The following is a 16,711-nucleotide window of genomic DNA, read 5'->3' as shown; positions in this document are numbered from 1 at the left end:
CGGTGCCCCACGGGCACCGCACGGTCCGGGGATCACTCGGTCTCGACGGTGATGGTCGACGTGCCGACGACGAACCCGCCGGTGAGTGCGTCGGTGCCGAAGGTCGCGTTCAGCAGCTCGGCCGCCTCCGGCGACAGCTCGACGGTGGTGCCGTCCAGTTCCGCGGACCCGGCCGAGGTGGTGGGCGGGTTCAGCGTGCTGCCGTCCAGGTCGAACAGCGGGGCGCTGGGGACGGCGAGCTCGCCGTTGACCGAGACGTTGCCGAACAGCCGGGCCGGCTTGCCCGGGTCGATGGTGAAGTCGGTGAGCTCGACGGTGGTGCCGCCCGCGGTGAGGCTGAGCCCGCTGCCCTCGTGGAACAGGGTGCCCTGCACCCACGGCCGGTAGCCGGACTCGCGGTCGAAGAGCGTCACGGTCCCCCCGGTGATCGGGAAGGTGATCGTCCCCGTCGCGCCGTCCAGCGTGGCCGAACCCACGGTGCCGGGGGTCAGGCCGAGCTGGGTGAGCGCGTCGGTGAAGCCGGTGTCCAGCGCCACGGCGGTGCTCCCGCCGGGGACGGCGGGGATGGTGGCGACCGGCTCCGGGCGGCCGAAGGACGAGCTGGCCGAGGAGTCGGCGGCGCTGGCGGTGCTCTCGCCGGCGCCGCAGGCCGACAGGCCGAGGGCGGCGGTGGCCGCGACGGCGAGGGCGATGGAGGTGCGGGCGACGCGGTTGCTGCTCATCAGGAACTCCCTGGATCTCGTCGAGTGGTGCTCGACAGGGGTTCGGCGCGCGCAGCGCAGGCGGATTGCCCGTCACCCGATCGTGTACTACCGGAGTTGGGCGGACCGGTGCAGCGGCACGGGCACCGGGCGCTTGGCCGCCCGGCCGTCGCCGGAGGAGCGGCCGGTCAGCCGGCGGCCGATCCACGGCAGCACGAACCCGCGCACCCACGCCAGCTCCTGCGCGGCGACCTCGCGGACCGCCTTCGGCGGCGCCGGGTCCAGCGGCGTCCGCCAGTCGACGTCGTCGGCCACCGGCACCCCGAGCGCCGCGGCGGCGGCCAGCGCGGTGCGCCGGTGCCCCTCCGCGGTCAGGTGGATCCGGTCACCGGGGTCCCACATCCGGGCGTCCTGCAGCCAGGCCGCGCCCCACTGGTCGAGCACGACGGCGCCGTGCCGGGCGGCGATCGACCACAGGTGCGCGTTGAACACCGCGACCCGGCCGCGGGTGCGCCGGATGATCGGGGTCTGTCGGGGGTCGACGCCGGTGGCCAGCAGCACGTCGGCGCCGGCGTCCCGGAACGCGACGACCGCGCGCTCCAGGTCCGCGGCCAGCCGGTCGGGGTCGACGCCGGGACGCAGCAGGTCGTTGCCGCCGGCGACCAGGCTCACCAGGTCCGGCTCGGCCGCGAGCGCCACGGGCACCTGCTCGTCGAGCACCTGCGCGAGCAGCCGGCCGCGGACGGCGAGGTTGGCGTACTCCACGTCCCCACCGGGTGCGGCGTCGGCCAGGTGGGCGGCCAGCCGGTCGGCCCAGCCGACGAAGGCGTCGGCCGTACCGGGGTCGGGGTCGCTGAGCCCCTCGGTGAAGGAGTCCCCCAGCGCGATGTAGCGCTGCCACGTCCGACGGTCACTGCCCGGTTGCACGGGTCCACTGCACCACATGCCGCCGACCCGCCCGACCGGCCCCCGGGACGGTCCCGCCGACGGTCGTGCTCTGCCCACCCCACGTGGGCAGCGCACGACCGTGCGCGGACCCGGTGCCGGCGGCGCGCCACACGCCCGCAACACGGGGCGGTCAGGATGCGGCCATGCGCACCGACGTCGCCTGCCGGCTCACCGTCTCCTCCCCCGCCCCGGCGACCGCACTGCTGCAGGTCGCGCTGGCCGCGCCGGCCGGTGAGCAGCTCACCGTGCTCTGCGACGGGCGGCCGGTGGCGGCCGAAGAGATCGCCGTCCCCGGGGCTCGGGTGCACCGGCTGCAGCTGCCCGCCGGGGAGACGACGATCGCCTACACCGGGCACGTGACCGGCGACGGCGAGCCGCGCACGGTGACCCCGGCCGAGTGGGCGGAGTTCGTCCGGCCCAGCCGCTACTGCCCCTCGGACCAGCTGGAGGGCTACGCCGGCGCGGAGTTCGACCGGTCGCTGCCGCGCGCGGAGCTGGTGGCCGCGGTCGCCGCCTGGGTGCACGACCGGCTCGTCTACACCGCCGGGTCCAGCCGGCCGGTCGACACCGCGGTCGACACCCTGCTGCTCGGGCAGGGCGTGTGCCGCGACTACGCGCACCTGACCGTCACGCTGCTGCGTGCCCTGGAGGTGCCGGCCCGGCTGGTCGCCGTCTACGCCCCGGGCCTGTCCCCGATGGACTTCCACGCCGTGGTCGAGGCCGACGTCGACGGCGTGTGGCGGACCGTCGACGCCACCCGGCTGGCGCCGACGTCGGCGCTGGTGCGCATCTGCTCGGGGCGCGACGCCGCCGACACCGCCTTCCTGTCGCTGTTCGGCGGGCAGGCCACCCTCGGCGCGATGACGGTCACCGCCACGGTCGACGGCGAGCTGCCCGCCCCGAGCCAGGAGCCCTACGCGCTGGCCTGAGTGCCCGCCTGCCCGCCGCCGGGCTCGGAGACGCCGCCGGGCTGCCGGCGACGCAGCTCCTCGGGCACCAGCTCGACCAGCTCCTCCGGCAGCAGTGGCAGGTCCAGCAGCGAGAGCTTCACCCGGCTGCGGTCGGCGGCGGCCCAGTCGTCCAGGCGCACCAGCAGCCCCGCTTCGGCGCGGCTGGAGACCTGCAGCTCGTCGCCCGGTCCCAGCCGGCCGCGGACCAGCCCGTCGACCTCCACCGCCGGCCGGCCGGCGGTGGCGGGCAGGGTCAGCTTGAGCGGCTCCTGCGGGCCCAGGACGACGGTGCGGTCGATGCCGTTCAGCGGCGCCGACGGCGTCACCAGCACGCCCTCCGCTCCCGGGGACATCACCGGCCCACCCGCGGCGAAGCTGTAGGCGGTCGACCCCATCGGGGTGGCGATGATCAGGGCGTCGCTGCGGTAGTGCCCGTACCGGCGGCCGGCCACCGAGAGCGTCGCGTCGACCATCCCCTCCCCCGGCACCCGGGCCAGCACGACGTCGTTGAAGGCGACCGTCTCCCAGCCCGGACCCCGGACCACCAGGCAGCTGCGCGACTCGATGGTCGACCGGCCCTCGGCCATCGCGGTGAGCGCGGCGTCGAGCTCGCGGCCCTCCACCTCGGTGAGGAAGCCCAGCCGCCCGAAGTTCACCCCGAGCACCGGCACCGGCCGGCCGGCGACCAGCCGCATGGCGCCGAGCAGCGTGCCGTCACCGCCGAGGGCGATGATCCCGTCGCAGCTGTCCGCGAGCTCGGTCGGCGCCACCGGCGTGACCCCGGTCAGGGCCAGCCGGTGGACGTCGTCGGCCGCGGCGACCAGCTCCACGTCGTGCGTGCTGGTCCAGGTCGCGACCTGGGTGGCCGCCCCGGAGCAGTCGCGGTGCGGGTGCAGGACCAGCCCGATCCGGCTGCCGTCGTGCACGCCTCAGCCCCGGTAGGTCTCGAGCAGGCGCAGCCAGATCTCGCTGATCGTCGGGTAGGACGGGACGGCGTGCCAGAGCCGGCTGATCGGCACCTCCCCGACCACCGCGATCGTCGCCGAGTGGAGCAGCTCGGCCACGCCCTCGCCGACGAAGGTGACCCCGAGCAGCACCTCCCGGTCGGTGTCGACGACCGCGATCGCCGTCCCGGAGTAGCCGTCGGCGAAGACCGCCGCACCGGCCACGCTGCCGATCGGGTACTCCACGACCCGGTGCGGGAGCCCGGCGTCGGCCGCCTGCGCGGCGGTGAGCCCGACCGCGGCGACCTGCGGGGAGGTGAAGACGACGCTGGGCGTGGCCCGGTGGTCGGCGGTGGCGACGAACGGCGACCAGTCGGCCAGGTCGACCTGCTCGCCGCGGGCCCGGGCGACGATCGCCGCGCCGGCCTGCCGGGCCTGGTACTTGCCCATGTGGGTGAGCTGGGCGCGCCCGTTGACGTCGCCGACGCCGTAGAGCCAGGTGGTGCCGCTGACCTGCAGCGAGTCGTCGACGTCCAGGTACTCCCCGGGGGTCAGCCCCACGGTGTCCACGCCGACGTCGTCGGTGTTGGCGGCCCGGCCGGCGGCGACCAGCACCTCGTCGCCGCGGAACTCCCCGGTGGAGCCGCTGAGCACCACCTCGTCGCCGTCGCGGCGGGCGGCGTCCACGTCGGTGCCCAGCCGCACGTCGACCCCGAGCTCGCGCAGGGACGCCAGCACCGCCTCACCGGCCGCGGGCTCCAGGTGCGGCAGCAGCCGGTCGCCGCGCTGCAGCAGCGTCACCTGCGCGCCCAGCTGCTGCCACGCGGTGGCCATCTCGCAGCCGACGTAACCGCCGCCGAGCACCAGCAGCCGGCCCGGCGCCTCCTTCGCGCTGGTGCCCTCGCGCGGGGTCCAGGGCCGGACGTCGGCCAGCCCGTCGACCGGCGGGACGGCGGCGCGCGAGCCGGTGCAGACGGCGACCGCGTACCGGGCGGTGAGCACCCGCTCGGCGCCGTCGTCGGTGGTGACCACGACCCGCTTCTCCCCCGCCAGCCGGGCGTGCCCACGGACCAGCGCGATGCCGGCGCCCTCGACCCACTCCACCTGCCCGGCGTCGTCCCAGTGGCTGGTGAAGCCGTCGCGCCGGTCCAGGGTGGCCGCGACGTCCTGCTCGCCGGTGACCGCCGCCGCGGCGCCGGCGACCGCCCGGGCCTGGCCGAGCACCTCGCTGCCGCGCAGCAGCGCCTTGCTGGGCATGCACGCCCAGTAGGAGCACTCGCCGCCGACCAGCTCGGACTCGACCAGCACGGCGCTCAGGCCGCCCCGGACGACGATGTCGGCGACGTTCTCCCCGGTCGACCCCGCGCCGAGGACGATGACGTCGTAGGACTGCTCTGCATCGGTCACCCGGCCATCCTGTCGGGTGTGGTCGACTGGCCGCCATGCCGGTCGATGCGCAGGAGTTCGCCGCCGCCCTCCGCCAGCACGCCACCGGGGTCGTGCTGCTCACGGTGCGCGACGACATCGACGACGTCGGGACGACGGTCACCTCGCTGATGAGCGTCTCGGCGGACCCGCCGCTGGTGGCGGTCGGGCTGGCCGCCGACGGCTACCCCGCGGAGGTGCTGCAGTCGGTCGGCACCGCGGTCGTGAACGTGCTGGCCGCGCCCCAGGCGATCCTGGCCAGCCGGTTCGCCTCCGCCGGCCGGCCCAGCGCCCGGCACCTGCTGGAGACGGTGCCCTGGCACCGGGCCCCGGTCAGTGACGCGATCGCGCTGGACGGCGCCCTGACCGCGCTGGACTGCCGGGTCGAGTCGGTGGTCGAGGCCGGCAGCCACGTCGTCGTCCTGCTGGCGGTCGAGGGCGTGCCGGTGCTCGGTGACGGCGACCCGCTGGTGCGGCTGCGCGGCCGCTGGACCGACGGCGCCGGGCGGCTCGCCGGCCGCGGCTGACCCGGTTGTCACATCGGTGACGTCGGCGGTGCTCTAGAGGTGTGGACGTCGTCGGGCACAGCCAGGTGGCACCGCTGGCCGCGGTGCGCGCACGCAGGAGATCGGCCGTGACACGTGCGGGCGACGGCGTGCACCCCGATCTCGAGCAGGTGTTCCGCGACGGCTACCCCCGGGTGGTCGCCGTGGCCGCCCGCGTCCTCGGTTCCGGGGACGAGGCCGAGGACGTCGCCCAGGAGGTGTTCCTGGCCTTCAGCCGGTCCGCGGTGCCCGCCGCGGAAGCGCCGGGCTGGCTGTCGGTGGCCGCGGCGCACACCGCGCTGAACCTGATCCGGTCCGGCCGCCGCCGGACCGCCCGGGAGGCGACCGTCGCCGACCGGGAGGTGGCCGCCCCCGACGTCGCCGACACCGTGGTCGCCCGCGACGAGCACCGCCGGGTGCGCGCCGCGCTCGCCCGGCTCCCCCGCACCCAGGCGCTGGCCCTGGTGCTGCGCCACAGCGGCCTCAGCTACGCCGAGGTCGCCGCGGCCCTGAACCTCTCCCCCGGCAGCGTCGGCACCACCGTCCGGCGCGCCGAGTCCGCCCTGCGCAAGGAGTTGACCCCTGATGCGTCTCCGCTCTGACACCCACCCGGCCGACGGCACGCTGCGCCGGCTCGTCGACGAGCCCGCCGGCGTCCCCGACGCCGACCGGGCGCACGTCGCCGGCTGCCCGGCCTGCCTGCACCGGTTCGCTGCCGTGGCGGACGACGCCGCGGCCACCGCGTCGGCGATGGCCGGCTCCGCCGCCGCCCCGGACGTGGACCGCGGCTGGCAGCGGCTGCAGGCCGCCACCCGCCCGAACGCGGCCGCCACCGCCGCCACGGCCCGCACCGCCGCACCGGCGCGGAGCTGGCGGAACCGGCTGCGCAGCCCCGTGGTCGCCGCCGCCGGCGTCGTCCTGGTCGTCGGCGGTGCGGGAGCCGCAGCCGCCGGCGACTGGGTGCAGGTGTTCCGCACCGAGGAGATCGCCCCGGTCGCGGTCACCGAGGCGGACCTGGTCGCGCTGCCCGACCTGTCGGCCTACGGCACCCTGCGGGCGGTCAGCGAGCCCGACGTGCGGGAGGTCTCCGACGCCGCGGCGGCCGAGGAGGCCACCGGCCTGGAGGTGCCGCAGGTCGACGAGCTGCCGCGCGGCGTCACCGGCGAGCCGGCCTACACCGTCGGCGGACAGCTGGTCGCGGAGTTCACCTTCTCCGCGGACCGGGCGGCGCAAGCGGCGGCCACGGCCGGCGAGGAGCTCCCCGAGGTGCCCGCCGGGCTCGACGGCAGCACGTTCCGGCTGACCGCCGGCCCGGGCGTCGCCGCGGTGTGGTCGGAGGCCCGCGGGCTGCCCGCCCTCGCGGTCGGCCGGGTCACCGCCCCGACGGCGGAGTCCAGCGGCGTCCCCTTCGAGGTGGCCCGCGACCACCTGCTGTCCCTGCCCGGGCTGCCGGACGCCCTCGCCGACCAGCTGCGCACCTTCACCGGCGACGGCACGACCCTGCCGCTGCCGGTGCCGGCCGAGCTGGTGACCACCTCCACCACCGAGGTCGACGGTGCGCCGGCGACCGTGCTGGCCTCCCGCGACGGCCTGGTGCACGGCGTCGTCTGGGTCGCCGACGGCGTGGTGACCGGCGTGGCCGGGACCATCAGCGAGGACGAGGTGCTCGACGTCGCCCGGGGGCTGCGCTGAGCACCACCGGCGACCTGACCGCGGCTCAGCGGCAGGTCGCCGGGCTGCCGCCGTCGGCCGCGGTCTGGTGCTCGGGGCTGCGCAAGCGCTACGCCAGGCGCACGGCGGTGGACGGGGTCTCCTTCACCGTCGGCCGCGGCGAGGTGGTCGGCCTGCTGGGCCCCAACGGCGCCGGCAAGACCAGCGTCATCAAGATGCTGCTGGGCCTGGTCCGGCCCGATGCCGGGGAGGTCGTGCTGCTCGGCCGGCCGGGCAACGACCCCCAGGCCCGGGCCGCGGTCGGCTACCTGCCCGAGCTCTTCCGCTACCAGCCGTGGCTGACGCCGGAGGAGGTGCTCGCACTGCACGTGCGGCTGGCCGGGGTCCGGGTGCCGGACGCCGAGCGCCGCGAGTGCCTGTCGCTGGTGGGCCTGGCCGATCGCGCCGGCGACCGGGTGGGCGGGTTCTCCAAGGGCATGCAGCAGCGGCTGGGCCTGGCGGTCGCGCTGGTGGCCCGCCCGGAGCTGGTCGTGCTCGACGAGCCCACCAGCGCGCTGGACCCGGTGGGCCGGGTCGACGTCCGCGACCTGGTGCTGGACCTGAAGTCCCGCGGGGTGGCGGTGCTGCTCAACTCGCACCTGATCGGCGAGGTCGAGCGGGTCTGCGACCGGGTCGTGGTGCTCAACCACGGCCGGGTCGCCGCCGCCGGCACGCTGGCCGAGCTGCTCGGCCAGCGCGAGCTGCGGCTGCACCTGGAGCACCTCACCCCCGCCGCCGAGGCCCGGCTGACCGCGCTCGGCCAGGTGTCCCGCGAGGGCGAGTGGCTGACCGTCACCCTGCCGGCCGACGACGACGGCACCGCCGTGCCCGACCTGGTGGCCGACCTGGTGGCCCACCGGGTGCGGGTGCACGCGGTCGAGCCGGTGCGGATCAGCCTGGAGGAACGGCTGCTGGGCATCCTGCGCGAGGAGGACCGGCCGTGATCGTGCTGACCCTGGCCGGCCTGACGCTGCGCGAGGCCTCCCGGCGCAAGGTGCTGCGGGCCGTCGTGCTGCTCACGGTGGCACTGCTGGCGCTCAGCGGCTGGGGCTTCTCCCGGCTGGACGCCGAGCTGGGCACGCTCACCAGCGGCGAGGCCCGGCTCATCTCCTCCCAGCTGCTCAACCTGGTGATGTTCGGGTTCAGCCTGATCGCCGCGCTGGGCACCTCCTTCCTCGCCGGGCCGTCGCTGGCCGGGGAGGTCGAGTCCGGCACCGCGCTGGCGGTGCTGGCCCGGCCGGTGCGTCGCTGGCAGGTGCTGCTGGGCAAGTGGCTGGGCCTGGTCGCCTTCGGTGCCGGCTTCGTGGTGGTCGCCGGGCTCGCCCAGTTCCTCGTCGTCCAGCTGACCGTCGGCTTCTGGCCGCCGCAGCCGGTGATCGGGCTGCTGCTGCTCGCCCTGCAGACCACCGTGCTGCTCACCCTGGTGCTGCTGCTGGCCACCGCGATCTCCCCGATGGCCTCGGGGATCGTCGCGGTCGGCCTGTTCGGCTCCACCTGGGTGGCCGGCGTCGTCGGCGGGGTGGGCGAGGCGATCGGCAACGACGGCGTCGCCCGGGTGGGCGAGGTCTCCCGGATGCTGCTGCCCACCGACGGGCTGTGGCGGGGCGCGATGTACGCCTTCCAGGACCCGACGGCGCTGCGCGTCTTCGGCGAGGTGGGCTTCCCCTTCCTCGGTCAGGCGCCGCTCACCGCCACCTACCTGGGCTGGGTGGCCGTGTGGGTGCTGCTCGTCGGCGGGCTCGCGGTGCTCTCCTTCCGCCGCCGCGACGTCTGAGCTCGGCCCCTCCCTGCCCGGGTTGACCCGGGTACGGAGGGGTCGAGCCGCGTGCGCATGCGGCTCAACCCCTCCCCGCCCGGGTCGACCCGGGCGAGCTGACGTGGAGCCGTGCCGTGACGCGGCTCCACGTCCGGCCGCGCGGGTCGAGCCGCGCGGGGCGCGGACACGCGCCGGTCACCCGGCGGGGTTAGCGTCGTCGCTGATGAGCACCGCCCTGCCCGCGCCGTCCGAGTCCGCCGTCCGCCGCGCGCTGACCCGCGCCGAACGCGGCGTGACCCTGGACGCCACCGAGGCCGAGACCCTGCTGCACGCCCGCGGGCTGGCCGACGGCGAGCCGCTGGACCGGTTGCTGACCGCGGCCGGCCGGGTGCGCGACGCCGGGCTGGCCTCCGCCGGCCGGCCGGGGGCGGTCACCTACAGCCGCAAGGTGTTCATCCCGCTCACCCACCTGTGCCGCGACCGCTGCCACTACTGCACCTTCGTGACCACCCCCGGTCAGCTGCGCGCCGAGGGCAAGGCGCCGTTCCTCTCCCCCGACGAGGTGCTCGACATCGCCCGCCAGGGCGCCGCGCTGGGCTGCAAGGAGGCCCTGTTCACCCTGGGCGACCGCCCGGAGGACCGCTGGCCCGTGGCCGCCGAGTGGCTCGAGGCGCACGGCTTCGACTCCACGCTGGGGTACCTGCGGGCGATGGCGGTCCGGGTGCTGGAGGAGACCGGGCTGCTCCCGCACCTCAACCCCGGCGTGCTCAGCTGGGAGGAGATCCAGCGGCTCAAGCCCGTCTCGGCGTCGATGGGGATGATGCTGGAGACCACGGCGACCCGGCTGTGGTCGGAGAAGGGCGGCCCGCACTTCGGCTCCCCCGACAAGGAGCCCGCCGTCCGGTTGAGGGTGCTGGAGGACGCCGGCCGCTCCGCCGTCCCGTTCACCACCGGGGTGCTGCTGGGCATCGGCGAGGACTACGCCGAGCGGGTCGAGGCGATCGCCGCGATCCGGGCGTCGGCCCGCCGGCACGGGCACGTGCAGGAGGTGATCGTGCAGAACTTCCGGGCCAAGCCGCGCACCGCGATGGCCGCGCACGACGACCTCGGCCTGCAGGAGTACGTCGCCGCCGTCGCCGTCACCCGGCTGCTGCTGGGGCCCGCGGCCCGGGTGCAGGCCCCGCCGAACCTCAGCGACTCCACCGAGCTCGGGCTGCTGCTGCGCGCCGGCGTCGACGACTGGGGCGGGGTCAGCCCGCTGACGCCGGACCACGTCAACCCCGAACGGCCCTGGCCGAACATCGACAAGCTCGCCGAGCTGACCGCCGACGCCGGGTTCACGCTGCACGAGCGGCTGGCCGCCCAGCCCGGCTACGTCACCTCCCCCGAGCCGTGGCTGGACCCGCGGGTGCGCCCGCACGTCTCCGCCCTCTCCGGCCCCGACGGGCTGGCGGTCAAGGGCCGGCTCCCGGTGGGCCTGCCGTGGCAGGAGCCGGACGAGGCCTGGACGGCGGCAGCCGGGACGGGCCGGGTCGACCTGCACACCGAGATCGACACCGTCGGGCGCACCGGCGACCGGCGCAGCGACTTCGACGCCGTCTACGGCGACTGGGCCGAGCTGCGCTCCCGCACCGAGAGCGCCCGCGACGGGCACTCGACGGCGCTGGCGGCCGGCGACCCGGAGGTGCACGCGGCCCTGCGGCACGCCGAGGCCGACCCCGCCGGGCTCTCCGACGCCGAGTACCTGGCGCTGCTGGGCGCCGACGGCCCCGACCTCGAGGGGCTCGCCGCGTTGGCCGATGCGGTCCGCCGGGACGTCAACGGCGACGACGTCACCTACGTGGTGAACCGGAACGTCAACTTCACCAACGTCTGCTACACCGGCTGCCGGTTCTGCGCCTTCGCCCAGCGGCGCACCGACGCCGACGCCTTCACCCTCTCGATGCAGCAGGTCGGTGACCGGGTCGACGAGGCGTGGGCCGGCGGCGCGACCGAGATCTGCATGCAGGGGGGCATCCACCCCGACCTGCCCGGCACCGCCTACTTCGAGCTGGCGCGGGAGGTGAAGTCGCGCCGTCCCGACATCCACCTGCACGCGTTCTCCCCGATGGAGGTGGTGAACGGCGCGGCCCGCACCGGGCTCTCGTACCGCGACTTCCTGACCGCGGCGAAGGAGGCCGGCGTCGACTCGCTGCCCGGCACGGCGGCGGAGATCCTCGACGACGACGTCCGCTGGGTGCTGACCAAGGGCAAGCTGCCCGCGGCCGCCTGGCTGGAGATCGTCCGGACGGCGCACGAGGTGGGCCTGCCGACGACGTCGACGATGATGTACGGCCACGTCGACACCCCCGCCCACTGGGTCGCCCACCTGCGCACCCTGGCCGCGCTGCAGGACCAGACCGGCGGCTTCCGCGAGTTCGTGCTCCTGCCGTTCGTGCACCACAACGCGCCGATCTACCTGGCCGGCGTCGCCCGCCCGGGGCCGACCAACCGGGAGAACCGGGCGGTGCACGCCGTCGCCCGGCTGCTGCTGCACGGGCGGATCGACAACATCCAGACCTCGTGGGTGAAGCTCGGCGACGTCGGCACCCAGGCGATGCTGGACGGCGGCGCCAACGACCTGGGCGGCACGCTGATGGAGGAGACGATCAGCCGGATGGCCGGCTCCGGCAACGGGTCGTTGAAGACGATCGCCGAACTGGAGGCGATGGCCGCGGCGATCGGCCGGCCCGCGCGGCAGCGCACCACCGAGTACGGCACACCGTCGGCCGAGCGGATGGCCACCGCCCGCTCCGAGTCCGGCCGCGCGGCGCTCACCCTCAAGCTGGTCTGACGCCTGCGGGCTCCTGGGCGGGCGAGTGACGGCGTCCCCGTCGTGCACGTCCCACGGCCGCACCCGGTGGTGCACCATGTCCGGGCACGGCCGAGGACGCCGGCGGGAGGAGGACCGTGGCCCGGGTGACCAGCGCGGACGTCGCCCGGGAGAGCGGCGTCTCGCGCACGACGGTGAGCTACGTCCTCAACGACACCGCGGGCGTGACCATCTCCGCGGACACCCGCCAGCGGGTGCGGGACGCGGCCGACCGGCTGGGCTACTCCCCCTCGGCCGCCGCCCGCGCCCTGCGCAGCGGCCGCAGCGACCTGGTGCTCTGCGTGCTGCCGAACTGGCCGGTGGGGCCGGTGCTGGACACCGTGCTCGACGAGCTCACCCGGGAGCTGGCCGAGCGGCAGCTGTCGGTGCTGGTGCACCACGGCCGGGGAGCCCGCCCGCTGGCCGAGCTCTGGCGGGCGGTCACCCCGCGCGCCGTCGTCGGCTTCACCGAGTTCGGCGCGCAGGACGCCGACGCCATGCGCCGGGCCGGCATCCCGGTGCTCAGCACCTCTCTCGACGACGACCCGCGGGCGGTGTTCGCGGTGCCGCAGACCCGGGTCGGGCAGCTGCAGGCGGAGCACCTGGCCGACGCCGGCCACGTGCGGCTGGGCTGGGCCGGACCCGCCGAGCCCCGGCTGGCGGACTTCGCCGAGCGCCGGCTGGCCGGGGTGCGCGCCGAGTGCGCCTGGCGAGGGATGGCCCCGCCCGTGGTGCAGGAGGTCGACCTCGACGTCCGGTCCGCCACCGACGCTGTCCGCACCTGGCACACCGCCGGGGTCACCGCCGTCGCGGCCTACAACGACGAGGTGGCGCTCGCCGTCCTCGCCGGGGCCCGCGCCCGTGGGCTGGCCGTGCCGGACGACCTGGCCGTGATCGGCGTCGACGACGTCCACGCCGGGCGGCTGAGCGACCCGCCGCTCACCACCGTGGCCCAGGACGCGAGGGTGCAGGCCCGGTCGATCGCGACCGCCGTGGTGGCAGCACTCGACGACCTCCCCCGCCCGGACCCCGAACCGGGCGACGTCCTGCGGGTGGTGGTCCGCCGGTCGACCTGACCGGCGGGCCGGAGCGCGCGGCCCCGGCCCGCCGGCCACGGGTCAGCCCGGGTAGTCCGCGACGTACTGCGGCGTGCCCTGGGTGCTCGAGTCCGACCGGCCGCCGGTGTCGTTGACCACGTGCTCGATCACCCCGATCCCGTCCAGGTGGACGGTCATCACGTGGTGCAGCTGCACGCCCGGGGTGCGCGGCACCTCGAACCCCATCGCGGTGGTGATGCCGGGCTCGGCGTTGCGCTGGTAGCCGTAGACACCGCCGCCGTCCAGCCGGTGCTCCCGCACCCGGTCGCCGACCTTGTAGCCGGCCCAGCCGAGCGTGCCGTCCGGCTCCTGCCAGTCGGCCTGCGACGGCGGGTCGTACGGGATCTCGTTCTGGTACAGCACGACCCGGCCGCGCTCGCCGTTCCAGATGGTGTTGTGCTGCTGGAAGTGCTCGACGAACAGGCCGGTCGCGGTGACGTCGTCACCGTTGACGACCACGCCGTTGCGGCCGACGTTGGTGCGCCACCGGTCGGTGTCGCCGTTCACGCCCGCGGTGAAGTCCTCCACCCCGTGGTCGGCCCGCCACACCCAGGTGTGGTCGATGAGCACGTGGTCGCTGTTCACCTCCAGCGCCGTGTCGGTCCTGCCCACGTGCGGGCCGCCGACCCGGAAGTAGACGTCGGAGAGCGTGATCGGGTCCGACGGGCGGGTCAGCAGGTCCGGGAAGTGGGGCAGCCCGACCCGCAGCAGGGTCTTCGAGCGCTTCTCGCCGGCGTCGATCGTGACCCCGGCGACGACGACGCCGGGCACGTCGGCGATGAACAGCGGGGTGGCGCCCCGGCCGGCGGTGAGGGTGGCGTGGCCGATGCCCAGGACCACGGTGCCGGGCCGGAGCACCGCGATGCTCCAGTTCGCGTCGTAGACCCCGGGGGTGAGCAGCAGGTGCTTGCCCCGTGCCAGCTGCAGGTTCATCTCCAGCACCGACGTGGCGGGCGAGGCGACGAAGAAGTCCGACAGCGGCAGGGTGCGGCCGGCGGTGGTGCCCGACGACCAGGAGGTGCCGGCGGACTCGCGCTGCGCCGCCGGGACGCGCACCTGGTAGCGACCCTGCCCGTCGACGAACAGGTACGGCTTCTCCCGGCTGACAGGGGTCGTCGCCAGGGTGGTGTACGGCTCGGTGGGGAACGCGGCGTCGCTGGGCGCGCCGGTCACCCCGGAGAAGACCTGGTTCCACACGCCGTTGGACCACGAGGCCACCGAGCTGTTGCGGGTGTACCACTGCTGCTGGGAGCCGTTGGTCACCGCCGGCAGCTCGGAGTCGGCGATGAAGCCACCGCTGGCGTACTGGGGGCCCGCGGTGCAGTAGTCCATCAATGACAGGCCGCCGCCGGTGACGTGCACCCGGCGCATGGAGACGGCCTGCGAGACGGCCCAGAAGTTCGTCGGCGCCCGGCAGCCGTCCTGGCCGGTGCCGTTCACCTGGATGGTCAGGTTCGAGACGGTGCGCCAGAAGTTGTTCAGCGCGATGCAGTTGTCCGGGGCGAGGCACCGGTTGTACGTCTCGACCTTGCCGTTGATCACGACGTCGCGCGGCGACTCACCCAGCCCGGTGATCTCGGTGTAGTAGCCCACCTTGATCTGCAGCGGCTGGTCGGCGGTGCCGTAGGTGCCGGGCAGGAAGAGGTAGGCGTAGCGCTCGGTGCCCATCTCGTTGTCGACCTGCTGGGCGTAGGTGGCGTCCAGGGTGGCCTGGATCTGGCGGACCGGCATGCTCGGGTCGAAGACGGTGACGTTCGGGCCGAGCTGCTGTGCCGGGGCGGGCCGGCCGGGCGGCGCGGCGTGCGCGGTGGCCGGGACGGCGGAGAGCGCCAGGGCCGCGGCGAGGCCGACACCGAGTCGGCGGAGCCGGCGGCCACGGCGGGCCGGCGGCCGTGCAGGTGCACTGGGAGAGACCATGCGGAGTCCTCGTCATCGAAGAGGTGACACGTGTCATGTGACGTGCGACACGCAGCGTCCCGGCCCGGGCGCGGGCTGTCAACCGTGGTCCGGCGCGGCGCTCGCGGACACCCGGGCGGACCTCCGCCGGCACGTCCGCCCGGACAGGGGCGGGGTTAGCGTGGCGGGTGTGACGCAGCCGCAGCGACCGCCGTCCGACCTCGACCAGCTCGCCGACCGGTTCGTCGACGCCTACGCCGCCGACCAGCCGGCCCAGGCCACCTACCTGGGCGTCGCCGGTCACGACGACCGCTGGCCCGACCTCACCCCGGACGGCCGGGCGGCCACCGCGGAGCTGCTGCGCCGCACCCTCGCCGACGTCGAGCGCGCCGAGCCGGTCGACCGCCGGGACGACGTCGCACGCGGCGCCATGGTCGAGCGGATCGGCGCCGAGCTCGCCCTGCACGAGGCGGGCTGGAGCCTCGCCGCGCTGAACACCATCGACAGCCCGCTGCAGGACTTCCGCTCGACCTTCGACCTGATGCCCACCGAGACCACCGAGGACTGGGCGACGATCACCCGCCGGCTCACCGCGCTCCCCGATGCCCTGGCCGGCTACACCGCCGGCCTCAGCGCCGCGGCGGGCCGGGGGCGGGTGTCCGCCGTCCGTCAGGTGCGGCTGACCGCCGGCATCGCCCGCCGCTGGGCGGGGGCGGCCGGGCAGCCCGGGTTCTTCACCGAGTTCGCCGGCCGGGCACCGGTCGACGGCGCGCTGCGCGCCGACCTGGACCGGGCGACGCAGGGCGTGAACGACGCCCTGGTCTCCTTCGCCGACGCCATCGAGCGCGACCTGCTCCCCCACGCGCCGGAGGCCGACGCCGTGGGCCGGGAGCGGTACGCGCTGGAGTCCCGGCTGTTCACCGGCATGGACCTCGACCTGGAGGAGACCTACGCGTGGGGCTGGGACGAGCTGGCCCGGGTCGTCGCGGAGAAGGCCGCGGTGGCCGAGCTGATCGCACCCGGGCAGGGCATCCCCGGGGCGATGGCGGCGCTCGACGCCGACCCCGCCCGGCAGGTGCACGGCCGGGACGCGCTGCAGGCCTGGCTGCAGGAGACCGCCGACCGGGCGATCGCCGCCCTCGACGGCGTGCACTTCGACATCCCCGACCCGGTCAAGCGCATCGAGGGACGGCTCACGCCCACCTCCGGCGAGGGCGTCTACTACACCGGCCCCACCGAGGACTTCTCCCGGCCGGGCCGGATGTGGTGGTCGCTGCCCGAGGGCGTCACCGACATGACCACCTGGCGGGAGACGACGACCGTCTTCCACGAGGGCGTGCCCGGCCACCACCTGCAGATCGCGCAGAACGTGCACAACGCCGCCCTGCTCAACCGCTGGCAGCGGCTGATGGCCTGGTGCTCCGGGCACGGCGAGGGCTGGGCGCTCTACGCCGAGCGGCTGATGGGCGAGCTCGGCTTCCTCGACGACCCCGGCGACCGGCTGGGCATGCTCGACGCCCAGGAGCTGCGGGCCGCCCGGGTGGTGCTCGACATCGGCGTCCACCTGGACCTGCCGATCCCGCCCGGCCGCGCCGCCGGCGACCGCTGGACCTACGACGTCGCGCTGGCGTTCCTGCGCACCCACGTCGCCTTCGCGGACGCGATGCGGATCGACGAGCTGCACCGGTACCTGGGCTGGCCGGGGCAGGCGCCGTCGTACAAGGTCGGCGAGCGGGTGTGGCTGACCTGCCGCGAGCAGGCCCAGGCGCGGGCCGGCGCCGACTTCGACCTCAAGGCGTGGCACCGGGCCGCACTCGACCTCGGCCCGCTCGGGCTGGGCCCGCTGGCCGCGGAGCTCGCCCGGATGTGACCGCCGCCGAGTGACAGC

The 16,711-nt window shown here is 75.7% G+C and carries 14 protein-coding genes; 9 read left to right on the top strand and 5 right to left on the bottom strand.

Features of this window, described 5'->3' with window-relative positions:
• Positions 1-32 precede the first annotated feature (32 nt).
• Positions 33-722: a hypothetical protein gene (locus JD78_RS02515; protein WP_153360065.1), complete on the bottom strand. Its 690-nt coding sequence runs from the start codon at positions 720-722 to the stop codon at positions 33-35.
• Between the two features lie 87 nt (positions 723-809).
• On the bottom strand, positions 810-1,628 hold the full coding sequence (locus JD78_RS02510) for an SGNH/GDSL hydrolase family protein (RefSeq protein ID WP_153360067.1): 819 nt from the start codon (positions 1,626-1,628) through the stop codon (positions 810-812).
• Positions 1,629-1,792: 164 nt separating this feature from the next.
• Here JD78_RS02510 and JD78_RS02505 point away from each other — a divergent pair, with 164 nt between their 5' ends.
• Complete coding sequence (locus tag JD78_RS02505; protein WP_166520937.1) at positions 1,793-2,578, top strand: transglutaminase-like domain-containing protein; 786 nt, start codon at positions 1,793-1,795, stop codon at positions 2,576-2,578.
• Here the strand turns inward: JD78_RS02505 and JD78_RS02500 are convergent.
• Together JD78_RS02500 and JD78_RS02495 are read right to left on the bottom strand one after the other, a co-directional pair.
• On the bottom strand, positions 2,563-3,525 hold the full coding sequence (locus JD78_RS02500; RefSeq protein WP_166520936.1) for an NAD(+)/NADH kinase: 963 nt from the start codon (positions 3,523-3,525) through the stop codon (positions 2,563-2,565). The genes JD78_RS02505 and JD78_RS02500 overlap by 16 nt on opposite strands.
• A 3-nt stretch (positions 3,526-3,528) precedes the next feature.
• Positions 3,529-4,950 (bottom strand): dihydrolipoyl dehydrogenase family protein, encoded by a 1,422-nt coding sequence (locus tag JD78_RS02495; RefSeq protein WP_153360069.1) that lies wholly within the window; start codon positions 4,948-4,950, stop codon positions 3,529-3,531.
• 35 nt (positions 4,951-4,985) lie between these two features.
• Here JD78_RS02495 and JD78_RS02490 point away from each other — a divergent pair, with 35 nt between their 5' ends.
• From JD78_RS02490 to JD78_RS02460, 7 genes are all read left to right on the top strand, one after another.
• Entirely contained in the window at positions 4,986-5,495 is a 510-nt protein-coding gene (locus JD78_RS02490) for a flavin reductase family protein (RefSeq protein ID WP_153360071.1), read from the top strand.
• A gap of 107 nt (positions 5,496-5,602) precedes the next feature.
• The gene (locus tag JD78_RS02485) at positions 5,603-6,115 is read left to right on the top strand and encodes a sigma-70 family RNA polymerase sigma factor (protein WP_153360073.1); all 513 of its coding nucleotides are present in this window, start codon (positions 5,603-5,605) and stop codon (positions 6,113-6,115) included.
• On the top strand, positions 6,099-7,205 hold the full coding sequence (locus JD78_RS02480) for a hypothetical protein (RefSeq protein WP_153360075.1): 1,107 nt from the start codon (positions 6,099-6,101) through the stop codon (positions 7,203-7,205). The genes JD78_RS02485 and JD78_RS02480 overlap by 17 nt, the downstream gene beginning before the upstream one ends.
• Before the next feature lie 107 nt (positions 7,206-7,312).
• Entirely contained in the window at positions 7,313-8,167 is an 855-nt protein-coding gene (locus JD78_RS02475) for an ABC transporter ATP-binding protein (RefSeq protein ID WP_228395137.1), read from the top strand.
• Complete coding sequence (locus tag JD78_RS02470; RefSeq protein ID WP_153360077.1) at positions 8,164-8,997, top strand: ABC transporter permease; 834 nt, start codon at positions 8,164-8,166, stop codon at positions 8,995-8,997. The genes JD78_RS02475 and JD78_RS02470 overlap by 4 nt, the downstream gene beginning before the upstream one ends.
• Before the next feature lie 205 nt (positions 8,998-9,202).
• A complete protein-coding gene (locus JD78_RS02465) occupies positions 9,203-11,812 on the top strand; it encodes a bifunctional FO biosynthesis protein CofGH (protein WP_153360079.1) in 2,610 nt (869 codons plus the stop codon).
• 125 nt (positions 11,813-11,937) lie between these two features.
• Positions 11,938-12,906: a LacI family DNA-binding transcriptional regulator gene (locus tag JD78_RS02460; protein ID WP_208103958.1), complete on the top strand. Its 969-nt coding sequence runs from the start codon at positions 11,938-11,940 to the stop codon at positions 12,904-12,906.
• A 42-nt stretch (positions 12,907-12,948) separates the two neighbouring features.
• Here the strand turns inward: JD78_RS02460 and JD78_RS02455 are convergent, their stop codons facing one another.
• Positions 12,949-14,844 (bottom strand): adenylyl cyclase, encoded by a 1,896-nt coding sequence (locus JD78_RS02455; RefSeq protein WP_166520934.1) that lies wholly within the window; start codon positions 14,842-14,844, stop codon positions 12,949-12,951.
• Between the two features lie 169 nt (positions 14,845-15,013).
• Between JD78_RS02455 and JD78_RS02450 the strand changes: the two genes are divergently transcribed.
• Positions 15,014-16,693, top strand: a complete 1,680-nt coding sequence (locus JD78_RS02450) for a DUF885 domain-containing protein (protein ID WP_208103957.1) — start codon at positions 15,014-15,016, stop codon at positions 16,691-16,693.
• The last annotated feature ends 18 nt before the right edge of the window (positions 16,694-16,711 follow it).

It is taken from the genome of Modestobacter roseus (genome assembly GCF_007994135.1).
In the GTDB taxonomy this organism is placed as follows: Bacteria; Actinomycetota; Actinomycetes; order Mycobacteriales; family Geodermatophilaceae; genus Modestobacter; species Modestobacter roseus.
This window is presented reverse-complemented; position numbering and strand designations above follow the sequence as displayed.

Coding starts and splice junctions, on each gene's coding strand:
- JD78_RS02515 (WP_153360065.1), bottom strand. CDS start 722: ATGAGCAGCAACCGCGTCGCCCGCACCTCCATCGCCCTCGCCGTCGCG.
- JD78_RS02505 (WP_166520937.1), top strand. CDS start 1,793: ATGCGCACCGACGTCGCCTGCCGGCTCACCGTCTCCTCCCCCGCCCCG.
- JD78_RS02490 (WP_153360071.1), top strand. CDS start 4,986: ATGCCGGTCGATGCGCAGGAGTTCGCCGCCGCCCTCCGCCAGCACGCC.
- JD78_RS02480 (WP_153360075.1), top strand. CDS start 6,099: ATGCGTCTCCGCTCTGACACCCACCCGGCCGACGGCACGCTGCGCCGG.
- JD78_RS02465 (WP_153360079.1), top strand. CDS start 9,203: ATGAGCACCGCCCTGCCCGCGCCGTCCGAGTCCGCCGTCCGCCGCGCG.
- JD78_RS02455 (WP_166520934.1), bottom strand. CDS start 14,844: ATGGTCTCTCCCAGTGCACCTGCACGGCCGCCGGCCCGCCGTGGCCGC.